General features: G+C 71.3%; 10 protein-coding genes. 2 read left to right on the top strand and 8 right to left on the bottom strand.

Annotated elements, in window-relative coordinates; genetic code table 11:
- Positions 1 to 930 (bottom strand): D-alanine--D-alanine ligase family protein (locus E1293_RS37705; protein ID WP_132203378.1); only part of this gene is annotated, 930 nt, incomplete at its 3' end.
- A gap of 65 nt (positions 931 to 995) precedes the next feature.
- Positions 996 to 2228 carry an aminotransferase-like domain-containing protein gene (locus E1293_RS37700; protein WP_132203384.1) on the bottom strand — a complete coding sequence of 411 codons (1233 nt, stop codon included), beginning with the start codon at positions 2226 to 2228 and terminating at the stop codon, positions 996 to 998.
- Positions 2229 to 2490: 262 nt separating this feature from the next.
- Between E1293_RS37700 and E1293_RS37695 the strand changes: the two genes are divergently transcribed.
- Positions 2491 to 3108 (top strand): GNAT family N-acetyltransferase, encoded by a 618-nt coding sequence (locus tag E1293_RS37695; protein WP_132203376.1) that lies wholly within the window; start codon positions 2491 to 2493, stop codon positions 3106 to 3108.
- Between the two features lie 121 nt (positions 3109 to 3229).
- Here the strand turns inward: E1293_RS37695 and trxA are convergent, their stop codons facing one another.
- Complete coding sequence (gene trxA / locus E1293_RS37690) at positions 3230 to 3544, bottom strand: thioredoxin (RefSeq protein WP_132203374.1); 315 nt, start codon at positions 3542 to 3544, stop codon at positions 3230 to 3232.
- A 432-nt stretch (positions 3545 to 3976) separates the two neighbouring features.
- Positions 3977 to 4930 (bottom strand): thioredoxin-disulfide reductase, encoded by a 954-nt coding sequence (trxB, locus tag E1293_RS37685; protein ID WP_132203372.1) that lies wholly within the window; start codon positions 4928 to 4930, stop codon positions 3977 to 3979.
- Between the two features lie 653 nt (positions 4931 to 5583).
- Between trxB and E1293_RS37680 the strand changes: the two genes are divergently transcribed.
- On the top strand, positions 5584 to 6156 hold the full coding sequence (locus E1293_RS37680) for a dienelactone hydrolase family protein (RefSeq protein ID WP_132203370.1): 573 nt from the start codon (positions 5584 to 5586) through the stop codon (positions 6154 to 6156).
- 317 nt (positions 6157 to 6473) lie between these two features.
- On the opposite strand, the gene E1293_RS37675 is transcribed toward E1293_RS37680, so the two are convergent.
- From E1293_RS37675 to murJ, 4 genes are all read right to left on the bottom strand, one after another.
- Positions 6474 to 7235, bottom strand: a complete 762-nt coding sequence (locus E1293_RS37675; protein ID WP_132203368.1) for an anti-sigma factor family protein — start codon at positions 7233 to 7235, stop codon at positions 6474 to 6476.
- On the bottom strand, positions 7232 to 7855 hold the full coding sequence (sigM, locus tag E1293_RS37670) for an RNA polymerase sigma factor SigM (RefSeq protein WP_207939323.1): 624 nt from the start codon (positions 7853 to 7855) through the stop codon (positions 7232 to 7234). The genes E1293_RS37675 and sigM overlap by 4 nt, the downstream gene beginning before the upstream one ends.
- Before the next feature lie 168 nt (positions 7856 to 8023).
- Positions 8024 to 9631: a protein kinase family protein gene (locus E1293_RS37665; protein ID WP_132203366.1), complete on the bottom strand. Its 1608-nt coding sequence runs from the start codon at positions 9629 to 9631 to the stop codon at positions 8024 to 8026.
- A gap of 213 nt (positions 9632 to 9844) precedes the next feature.
- On the bottom strand, positions 9845 to 11629 hold a 1785-nt coding region (murJ, locus tag E1293_RS37660; protein WP_341770238.1), incomplete at its 5' end, for a murein biosynthesis integral membrane protein MurJ.

Below are 11629 nucleotides of genomic sequence, written 5' to 3'. Positions count from 1 at the left end.
CGATTGGAGTAGGGACTCGATGACTTCGCCTAGGTCCAGGCCGGCGACGCTGATGGCTCGGGGGAGGAGGCTTGTCTCGGTCATGCCGGGGGCGACGTTGACTTCCAGGAAGTGGACTTCGTCGTCTGGGGAGACGATGAGGTCGGTCCGGGACAGGTCACGCAGGCCGAGAGCGTGGTGGGCGGTGATGGCGGCGGCCGTTGCGCGTGCGGTCGCTTCCGGGGAGAGGCGTGCCGGAGTGACGAATTCGGTGTCGCCGGTGTCGTAGCGGGCCGTGTAGTCGTAGAGCTTGCCCGGCGCGATGATCTCGACGGCGGGGAGGGCGGTGGGGGTGCCGTCGAGTTCGATGACGCTGACCGCCACCTCGGTGCCAGAGACGTAGCGTTCGACGAGGGCGGCGTCGCCGTAGGCGAAACAGCCGACCATCGCGGCGGACAGTTCGGACGCCTCGCGGACGACGGATGCGCCGAGGGCCGAGCCGCCGCGGGTGGGCTTCACGAAGAGCGGGAGGCCCAGACTATGGACGATCTTGTCCAGGACGGAGCGGGCGCCGAGGTCGTGGAAGACCTCCTTCGGCAGGGCGACCGATTCGGGGGTCTGGAGGCCGGCGCGGCGGAGGACGGACTTGGCCGTCGGTTTGTCCCATGCGACACGACAGGCGTCCGGACGGGCGCCCACATAGGGGACGGCGAGTAGTTCGAGGACCTCGCGGATGGAGCCGTCCTCCCCCGCGGCACCGTGCAGGACGGGGAACACGACGTCCGGCGGGTCGTCGGTCAGGGCGTCCAGGAGCGTCGCGTCGGCGTCGCGGAGCTCGACCGGGATGTCGCGGGCGCGCAGGGCGTCCGCGACGCGACGTCCGGACCGGAGCGACACCTCCCGCTCGTAGGACAGTCCACCGGCGAGGACGACGACGTGCCCGAGTTCCACTGACGGTGCCCCTCTGGATGGCGTGGCCGCGACAACGCACACCGCGCGCGTTTCACGTGAAACATTCAGACGACGTCCGGGCCGGGCGTCTGCACGCCCGTGGAAGCGGCGCTCCCGGTGTCGCCGAAGGTGTCGCGGAGCCGGATCTCCTGCTCCACCACTCCGGCGAGCCGGCGGACGCCCTCACGGATCCGGTGCGGCTCCGGGAAGCAGTAGGACAGGCGCATGTGCCGCTGGCCGGTGCCGTCCGCGTAGAAGCCCGTACCGGGCACGTAGGCGACACGCTCTGCGATGGCGCGCGGGGCCATCGCCTTGGAGTCGAGGCCTTCCGGGAGTGTGAGCCAGACAAAGAAGCCGCCCGCCGGACGCGTCCAACTGCAACCGTCCGGCATCAGCTGGTCAAGGGACTCCAGCATCGCGTCACGGCGGGACCGGTACAGCTCGCGGAAGTCCTTGATCTGCTCGCGCCACGGTTGCGTGGCGAGGTACTCGCGGACGGCGAGCTGCGAGAAGTTCGACGGGCACAGGATCGCGGACTCGGCGGCCAGCACGAGCTTTGCCCGCACGGCGTGCGGGGCCAGCACCCACCCGACGCGGAGGCCGGACGCGATCGTCTTGGAGAACGAACCGAGGTAGATGACGCGCTCCGCGTCGTCCGCGCGCAGGGCCCGCATGGGTTCGCCGTCGAAGCCGAGGAGGCCGTACGGGTTGTCCTCGACGACCAGCACGTCGTACTCGGCGCAGATTTCGAGGACCTGGGCGCGGCGTGCCGTGGTGAGGGTGACGCCCGCGGGGTTCTGGAACGTCGGGACGGTGTAGAGGAACTTCACCCGGCGCCCCTGGGCGCGGAGGTGGGCCAGAGTCTCGCGCAGCGCGGACGGAATGAGGCCGGCCTCGTCCAGCGGAACGTGGACGACGTCGGCCTGGTACGCGGCGAACGTGCCGAGCGCGCCGACGTAGGACGGTGCCTCCGCGAGGATGACATCGCCGGGGTCGACGAAGATCTTCGTGATCAGGTCGAGTGCCTGCTGGGCGCCGACGGTGACGACCACGTCGTCCGCCGAAGCCTGCACGCCCTCCAGGGACATCACTTCGCAGATGTGCTCGCGGAGGACCTCGTCGCCCTGAGCGGACCCGTACTGCAGCACCTCGGCGCCCTTGCCGGCGACGAGGCCGCCGATCATCTCGCCGACGGCGTCGAGGGGGAGCGCGGAGACGTAGGGGGCGCCGCCCGCCAGCGAGACCACCTCGGGGCGTGCGACCATCGCGAACAGAGCCCGGATCTCGGACGGCACCATGCCGGCGGCACGGGCGGCGTAGCGATCGGCATAGACGTCCGTGCGCGAGTGCTGTTCCACGAGGCACCTCCGGGGTGGAAATGGCTTCCCTGCAAACTACGCCATGGCCACCGCGCCGAAGTCCCTGGGTGTGGCGTGCCGCGGCATTGGGGAAACTCCTGTCCGATACGATGCCCGCGGGTCCCGGATGGTTGCCGGGAACTTCCGACGCCACGGGTTCCAGGCCCGGCGGGCGAGGATCGCAGCAGGGGGTGCCGACCCGGTGTCGCGTCGTCTCGTCAACATCACGCTGGACAATCTCGATGATCTGCCGCACCGCTGCCGCGGTTGCGTGTTCTGGGAGCTGGACCCGGTCAGCCGGGACCGGGCCCAGGAGAGCGGCGACGCGGGACTGGAGAAGGAGGCGTGGATCTCCTCGACGCTCCTGGAATGGGGCAGTTGCGGCAAGATCGTGTACGTGGACGATGTCCCGGCGGGGTTCGTGATGTACGCGCCGCCGCTCTACGTGCCGCGTTCGGTGGCGTTCCCGACGAGTCCGGTGAGCGCGGACGCGGTACTGCTGATGACGGCGCACATCCTGCCGGAGTTCACGGGCGGCGGCCTCGGCCGGATGCTCGTCCAGGGCGTCGCGAAGGACCTGACCCGGCGCGCCGTGAAGGCGATCGAGGCGTTCGGCGATCTGAAGGGCGAGGAGAGCGGGTGCATGGTCCCCGCCGACTACCTGCTGTCGGTCGGTTTCAAGACCGTCCGGCCGCATCACCGGTATCCGCGGCTCCGGCTGGAACTGAAGTCGGCGCTGTCGTGGCGTGAGGACGTCGAGGTGGCGCTCGAACGGCTCCTGGGCTCCATGACTCCCGAGGGAGCGCTACGACCCGTCTGAGGCGTTCTGAGGCGGTTTGAACGACATGTGGCCCGCACTCCGAGACCGGAGTGCGGACCACATGCCTTTCGCGCTCGCCGCGGGAGACGGGAGGCGGAACCGGCGCCTCAGCAGAGGCGGTTCAGAGGAACTCGGCGAGGTCCTTCAGCAGGGCGGCCTTCGGCTTGGCGCCCATGATCTGCTTGACGACCTCGCCGTCCTTGTAGACGTTCATCGTCGGGATCTGCATGACGCCGTACTCCTGCGGGACCTTCGGGTTCTCGTCGATGTTCAGCTTCACGATCTCGATCTTGTCGCCGTGCTCCTTGGAGATCTCGTCCAGGATCGGCGCCACCATCCGGCACGGGCCGCACCATTCCGCCCAGAAGTCGACGAGAACGGGCTTGTCGTTCTTCAGGACCTCGGACGTGAAGTCGGCGTCGGTCACGGCTTTCATGATTCTCCTTCTGTTCTCACGCGGACGGGGACGCTCCCCCGCCCGCGAGGCTGCCCGTGTTCTTCACGTATCCGTCGCGCTCAGTGGACGTACCGGCCGGCCGAGCGCACCGTCCGTGTGGCCGGTGCACCCGATCCGCACCACCCACCCCCGCCGAGTCGGCCGACTCGGCGGTCCGGACTATCGGACGGCTGGCCGAACTCGGCGGGCCGGCCCTATCGGCCGGTGCGTTCCGAACCCGCTTGCGTTGTCGTCGGCTCGCGGGCGGTCGGCCGCTCGCGCCGCCGATCGCCTTCTCGGGTCGGCCGGTCTCGCCACCGGTCCGCTCCCATGTCGTGACCTGTCCATTCGGTCTGGGGTGTCCCGGCCTCGCCGGGCGAGCAGGCGGTGCGATCCCGATGGGGAGCATGCGTGCTCGCGATCCTGCGCTGGTCAGGCCTGGGGGACGGTTTCGGCGGCGTCGCGGTCCTGGAGCCAGTGCTCGGCGTCGATGGCGGCGGAGCAACCGGTACCCGCGGCGGTGATCGCCTGGCGGTAGATGTGGTCGACGACGTCGCCGCAGGCGAAGACGCCGGGGACCTTGGTCGCCGTGGTCGGGGCGTCCACCAGCAGGTAGCCGTCGGTGTCGGTCTCCAACTGGCCGGCGAACAGCTCGCTGCGCGGGTCGTGGCCGATCGCGATGAACAGGCCGGTGATCTCCAGCGGGGACTCCTCGCCGGACTTGGTGTTGCGGACGGTCACCCCGGTCACCCGGTCGTCGCCCTGGATCGCGGCGATCTCGCTGTCCCACAGGAACTTGATCTTGTCGTTGGCGAACGCGCGGTCCTGCATGATCTTCGAGGCGCGCAGCTCGTCGCGGCGGTGGATCACGGTCACCGAACGGGCGAACTTGGTCAGGAAGATCGCCTCTTCCATCGCGGTGTCGCCACCGCCGACCACCGCGATGTCCTGCTCGCGGAAGAAGAACCCGTCACAGGTCGCGCACCAGGACACGCCGCGCCCGGACAGCCGCTTCTCGTCCGGCAGCCCGAGTTCCCGGTAGCCCGAGCCGGTCGCGACGATCACCGTGCGGGCCAGGTAGGTCTCGTCGCCCACCTTGACGACCTTGGGGTCGGCGGTCAGGTCGACCTCGGTGACGTCGTCTGTGATCAGTTCGGCACCGAACCGCTCGGCCTGCTTGCGCAGGTTGTCCATCAGGTCCGGGCCCATGATCCCGTCCGGGAAACCGGGGAAGTTCTCCACATCGGTGGTGTTCATCAGCGCACCGCCGGCCGTCACCGAACCCTCGAACACCAGCGGCTTAAGGTCGCCGCGAGCCGCGTAGACGGCGGCCGTGTAACCCGCGGGGCCGGACCCGATGATGATGACGTTACGGACGTCGCTCACAGTTCTTGCCTCTCCTCGTTGGCCGTCGGTGCCGCACGACCCGGCCTGCCAGTCGCGTCAACCGATCCTAGGCCCCGGGGATTCCCGCCACGCCGCGACGGGCCGCCCACCCCTGCCGCCCGCTGCGTCCACCTGACGAACCGCGTCCAAGTGTCGGGGTCGCCGAGCGCGGCCTTGGCCTCCACGCCGCGATGCCGGACGCGCCCAGATAGCGCCCCGTGACGGCCTGCCCGGCGATCGCGCCTCGCCCGCTCTCCGCCGGACGCCCGTCCTCCGCAGCGTCGTGCGCCGCCGGTCGTGCGCCGCCGGTCGTCCGCCGCGCGTCGACCAGCGCCCGCCCGTCGTCCGCTGCGGTGTCCGTCGTCCGCCGCGTCGTTAGCCGTCTGCCGCGTCGCGCTGTTTGCCGCGTCGTGCGCCACCTGTCGCGTCGTCCGACGCCCGCCAGGTCGCGTGCTGCGCTGCCCGTCGCGTGCTGCGCTGCCCGTCGCGTGCTGCGCTGCCCGTCGCGTGCTGCGCTGCCCGTCGCGTGCTGCGCTGCCCGTCGCGTGCTGCGCTGCCCGTCGCGTGCTGCGGCGCCCGTCGTCGCTGGCCGCTGCCTTGTGCGCCGTCTGTCGTGGCGTCCGTTGGTTGCTGGGGCGTTTTAGGGTGTGGGGATGGCACGCATTCTGCTTCTTCACTCGATGTACGGGCTGCGGCCCGCCGTGCACCAGGCGGCCGACCGGCTTCGGGAGGCCGGTCATGAGGTGCACGTCCCGGACCTTTACGACGGGCGGGTCGTCGACGAAGCCGAGGCGGGTATCGAGATCAAGGACGAGATCGGGCGGGACGAGCTGCTGCGCCGCGGTGTTGCCGCCGCCGCGCCGCTGGTGGAGGCCGGTGGACTCGTCTACGCGGGGTTCTCGCTCGGCGGCTCCATCGCCCAGAACCTCGCCTTCGCGGACGAGAAGGCGGCCGGGCTGCTGCTGATGCACGGGACGTCCGACATCGCGGACGACGCGTCCACCGACATCCCGGTGCAGTTGCACGTCGCCGACCCCGACACATGGGAGCCCGCCGACTGGCTCAACTCCTGGTACCTGCAGATGCGCAAGGCGGGAGCGGACGTGGAGGTCTTCCGCTATCGGGGCGCCGGCCACCTGTTCACCGACCCCGACCTGCCCGACTACGACGCCGAATCCGCCGAAAGCGCCTGGAAGACGGCCATCGGCTTCCTCGGCACCCTCTGACCCCTGCCGAGGGCGACCGGCTGCGGTGCGGGCCTCGGCCCAGGTCTTCGGACCGCTCGGACGGTCGCTGCCTGCGCTCGTCCCACTCTGCAAGCCTGGCCCGACGCCGAGGCTCCAGCTGCCAGCATCATCGCCATCCCGGCGGAACGGGGACGCCACTGGGACCTTGACTGCGGCAACGGGGCTCGACCGCCCGAACGGCGCCGGCCGGGGCCGCTGGGGCGTTGGTTGTGGGTGAGCTGCGGAAGCCGCCCGGGGGGGAGGCGGAAAGCGGTCGGCCGGTGCCCGAGGTCTGGGCACCGGCCGACCGGTCTATGTCAGGCGTTCGCTGGCTTCTTCAGTATGTGCGGAGTCTGGGCGGTGCAGTCTGGGCCGACGACCCAGATGTCCTGCTTGCCGGATTCGTCGTCGTGAGCGGCGATGACGATTGCCGGGCGGCCCTCGTACGTCGCCTGGTCGACCAGGAGCGGCATCGCGTTGCCGGTGACGCCCTTGACGCAGCCGCGGAGCCGCGCGTCCGGTGTGGCCGCCTTGGCCCTGAGTTGCTGCCCGTCGGCCAGCACGTCGCCGACCTGGGCGTTCAGCGTCGCGGACCGGTAGTCGGTGCCGCTGCGGGCGACCGTGAAGGTGCCCGCGGGGGCCGCGTTCGGTGCCAGGCCCGTCTTCGGATGCCGGGAGTTGTCCGCGGGAGCCGACGACGCCTGGCCGTGGTCGCTGTTCGCGCCGTCCAATGCGATCTTGCCGACCGTCGCGCCGCCGCCGACCACGATCACCGCGGCCGCGGCCGCCGACAGAATCCGCCAATGCCGCCTTCCGCGCCGCTGCTCCAGGCTCGCCACGGTGGCGGTGTGCATCGACTCCGCCGCGATGGCGGTGTCGATGCGCTCGGCCAGTTCGGCGGGCATGGACGGCGCGGGTGCCTCCGCCAGGATCCGGGAGACGTCCGCAAGGTCGGCGGACAGCTCACGGCAGTCGGCGCAGGTGTCGAGGTGCGCGTTGACGGAGGCGGCTTCGTCGTCTTCGAGTAGTCCCTCGGCCAGATCGGCCAAGACGTCGTAGTCAAGATGTGCGGGGTTCACTTGGGCATGCCACCTCCTTCCACACCTCCGACGTTTTTCCGTTCCCGTCGGTTCCGGTGATGGACGAGAAGAGGCGCGAGCCTGGCGCGACCCCGCGCGCACCGGCTCTTGATCGTTCCGGGCGGGACCTCCATGACCTGCGCGGCGTCGTCGACGGAGTAGCCCATCATGTCGACGAGGACGAGGGCGGCGCGCTGCTCGAACGGGAGCTGCTCCAGGGCGGTGCGGACGTCGAGGGAGACGCCGTGCGCGTCGGTCGGGTCGGGCATCTTGGGCGCGACGGCGTCGAACGTCGCGTCGTCGCCCATCGGCGTCGCCGGCCGGACGGACTTGCGCCGGATCCGGTCCAGGCACGCGTTCACGACGATGCGGTGCAGCCAGGTGGTGACGGCGGCGTCGCCGCGGAACCGTCCGGCCGCGCGGAACGCCGAAAGGCAGGCGTCCTGCAGCGCGTCCGCCGCCTCCTCCGGGTCGCCGAGGGTGCGCAGCGCGACCGCCCACATGCGCTCGCGGTGCCGGTGCACGAGTTCGGCGAAGGCGTGCGGGTCCCCCTGTGCGTGCCGGGCGAGGAGCTCCTTGTCGGGGACCTCGCCCACGCGACGCATGCTCACCGAGGTCATGAGCGACCGCTTTCTCGTTCGGGACGCCCGGCCGGCGCCGGGCGTCCGCGACCGGCTGCTGAGGTAGGCACCACGGATTCCTGGGGGCGAGGGGACAATCTGCTCACAGGCACGATACAGACATGCGCCGCTCCACGTCACAGCACATGTGGACCCCGCCGGAGGGGATCAGCCGGCCGCCCCGTAGACGGTGATCTCGCCGAGCCGCCCCTTGAAGGACCCGCTGGGCAGCTTGGTGAACCAGACGAGCACGTACCGTCCGGTGGCCTGCGGGTTCGCGGTGATGGTCAGCTCGCCGCCGTTGGGGGTCTGCTCGCCGACGCGCTGCAGGTCGGAGGGGGTCTGCGAGTCGCCGGCCCGGACCTGGAGCAGCCCGCCGGCGACCGGCGAGTGGATCTTGACGTTGGCGATCTTGACCGGCTTGCCCATGTCGAGCAGGACGCCGAGCCCCTTGGACAGCTTGCCGAACTCGGCGTCGGCGTAGGTCTGGGTCTCCCAGGTGCCGGTGGGTTTGCCGTCGACGACCGACTGGATGCCCTTGCCGATCGCCTTGTCGCCGTTGCCCTGCGACGTGCGGAGTTCGACGGGACGGATGTCCTGCACGTCGAGCTTCGCCGCGGCCGACGCGGGCGGTGCGCTCGTCTTGCCCTTGTCGGTGGGGCCGCCGTCGTCTCCGCCGCCGTCGCCGCCGGTGCCGGTCAGCGCCCAGGCGCCGATGCCGACGATGACGGTCAGCGCGGCCGCCGCGACGCCGAGCAGGGCCCGGTTGCCGTGCCGTTTCGGCGCGCCGTGGCCGTGCGCCGGTGTCGTCCGGGTGGACGAGGCGGGCGGCGCGGGCGGGGCGGCATGCCGCTGGCGGCGCGCGCGCGGCGGCGGGACCTGCGAGGACGCGGCAGGCTCGGCGGGCGGGTGGTGCGGCTGCGTCGTCGCCGCCGTGGACGGTGTCGCGGGACGCCGCGGAGCCGCGGGCCGCGGCGCGGCGGGCGGCGTGTGGCCGAGCCCGGCGAACAGCGGCAGCGGGGTGCGCGGGACGCCGCGCAGCGCCTTGGCGAGGTCGGCGGGGGTCGCGAGCGGCTCGGCGGCGCCGAGCCCGAGGCAGCGGCAGACGATCGCGTCGATCGCGTGCGAGATGCCGGCCTGGACCTGGCGGGGCGCGTGCGGGACGCCGTCGGACGCGGGCGCCGCGGGCAGGCCGGAGCCGGCCTCGTCGCCGGGCCAGTGGGCGGTGAGCGCGGCGTACAGCATCCGGCCGAGGCCGCGGACGTCCTCGGCGGCGGGGTCGTCGCACTGCCGGTCGGCGAGGACGGCGTCGGTCGCGACGCCGAGGAGCTTGACGGTGCCGCCGGTCGTCCAGACCAGGTCGCGGGGGGTGAGGCAGAGGTGGGAGAGGCCGGCGGCGTGCGCGGCGGCGATGGCCTCGGACCCCTCGTACAGCAGCGTCGCGGCACGTCCCGGTTCGAGCGGGGCCTTGTTGAGCATGCCCTCCAGGGGCTCGCCGGCGACCCATTCGCTCACGATGTAGGCGCTCTCGCCGGAGTCGTCGGCGTCGAACACCTGGGTGAGGCGGGGGTCGGTCAGGCGGCTGGCCGACCGGGCGGACGTGACGGCTTCCGCGACCCGGGGGAACTCGGGGTCGAAGGTGCGGACGGCGACCGCCCGCGCGAGGATCTCGTCGATGGCCTTCCAGAGCGACGATCCGCCCGAGTCGCTGATGCGCTCCTCAAGCCTGTAGCGGCCGGCGAGACGTGTGCCGGGCTCGATGACTGACGTGCTCACGGCAACGTCCTGCGCAGGTGGTCAGATCCCATGTTCGTGGCGTGGCAGCTTACGCCTCCGACCCTCCTCTTTGCGTTCCCCAGGGTGTCGCCCCGCAAGCCGTAATCCCCCACATGGTAGTGCTTACTCGCACGAGTGGCCGCCTTATCGCCGCGCGTCCTTTTTTAACTTTGCCGACCCGGCGGCCCTTTCTCCGCCCGCCTCCTGCCCCGTCTACCGTCCCCGGCCCGGGAGGCGGCGCGCGAACGTCGCGATGGTGGTCTGTATCTCTTCGACGCGCATCAGCTTCGCGAAGATGACATAGAGCAGGCCGCCTCCTGCGGAACCGACGACGAGGGTGGCGAGCGCCGGCAGCAGGGTGCCGGTGTCGCTCGCCGCGTCCGCGACGGTGTGCGCGGCGTAGGCGAACCCGACCAGCGGCCAGATCGCGACGAGGATCTTGAGGTGCCCGCCGACGATGCGGCGGCCGTCGATGCCGCCGAGCTTGCGGCGCAGCACCAGCCAGCAGGTGATCGTCCCGACCAGGTTGGTGATCGCGAAGCCGCCCGCGATGCCGACCACGATCCACTTGACGTCCAGCACGTTGTACGCGGTGAACGCCATCACGATGTTGGACATGGTGACGACGACGCCGACGAGCGCGGGCGTCCGCGTGTCGCCGTGGGCGTAGAAGACCCGGAGCATCAACTGGTAGATGGAGAACGGGACGAGCGCGATGGCGAACATCTGCATCACCCGCGCGATCACCAGGGCGTCGTCGGACGTGGTGTTGCCGTGCGCGAACAGCACGGTGGTGATCTCCGGGCCGAGCACCAGCATCAGCGCCGCCGCCGGCATGATGATCACCGAGGAGAGCCGCAGCCCGCTGGAGAACGCGGCGCGCACGTCGGCGGTCTTGCCCTCGGCGGCGAACCGGCTCATCCGCGGCAGCAGCGCGGTGATCACCGACACCCCGACGATCGCGTAGGGGAGCTGGAAGAGCTGGTAGGCGTTGAAGTACGGGGTGTACCCGTAGCCCTCGCCGAGCCCGGCGTTCACGGCGAGGTTCCCGGCCCGGTTCGCGAGCGCGGTGACGACGGCGAGCGCGGCCTGGGTGGCGACGACGTACAGCAGCGTCCAGCCGGCCATCCGCCCGACCTCGCCGATCTCGCCGCGCTTGAAGTCGAGCCGGGGCCGCCACCGGAACCCGGCCCGGCGCAGCGACGGCCACAGCGCGACCGTCTGCAGGACGATCCCGCCGGTCGTGCCGATCGACAGCAGCATCAGCTGCCGGTCGGAGATCGTGGACGGGTCGAGGCGGCCGGTGGTGACCGCGAGGAACGCCCCGCCGATCGCGATCACGACGATGTTGTTCAGCACCGGCGCCCACATGGGCGCGCCGAAGCTGCCGCGCGAGTTGAGGATCGCGCCGGCGAACGCGCCGACGCCGTAGAAGAACAGCTGCGGCAGGAACAACCGCGCGAACAGGACCGCGACCGTCCGCTGGTCGCCGGTGTAGCTGCCCGCGAGGACGTCGATGAACAGCGGCGCGAGCAGCACCGCGACGATGGTGAGGGCGCCGAGGCCGATCACCGCGAGGGTGAACACGCGCTGCTCGTACTGCTCGCCCTGGGTGCGGTCGCGCTGCTTGGCCCGCACCAGCAGCGGGACGATGACGCTGGTCAGGATGCCGCCGAGCAGCAGGTCGTAGATCTGGTTGGGGATCGTGTTGGCGGTGTTGTAGGCGTTGGCGAGCAGCCCGGTGCCGAGCGCCGCGACGATGACGGCGGTGCGCAGGAAGCCGGTGACGCGGGACGCGAGCGTCCCCACCGCCATGATCGCGCCGGACTTCAGGATCCCGCCGGACGTGCCCTTCCCGCTCTCGCCGGGCGGCGTGTCGACGACCGTGGTGTCGGCGACGGGCGGGTTCCCGCCGGGGAGGGGGATGTCAACCGCCGTCTCGGCGGCGATGTTCGCCGCGCCCGGCGGCCTTGCCGTCGGCGGCGGGTATCCCTGCGG

It is taken from the genome of Actinomadura darangshiensis (assembly GCF_004349235.1).
In the GTDB taxonomy this organism is placed as follows: Bacteria; Actinomycetota; Actinomycetes; order Streptosporangiales; family Streptosporangiaceae; genus Spirillospora; species Spirillospora darangshiensis.
The sequence above is the reverse complement of the archived record's forward strand: the minus strand, read 5'-3'. Positions and strand labels throughout refer to the sequence as shown.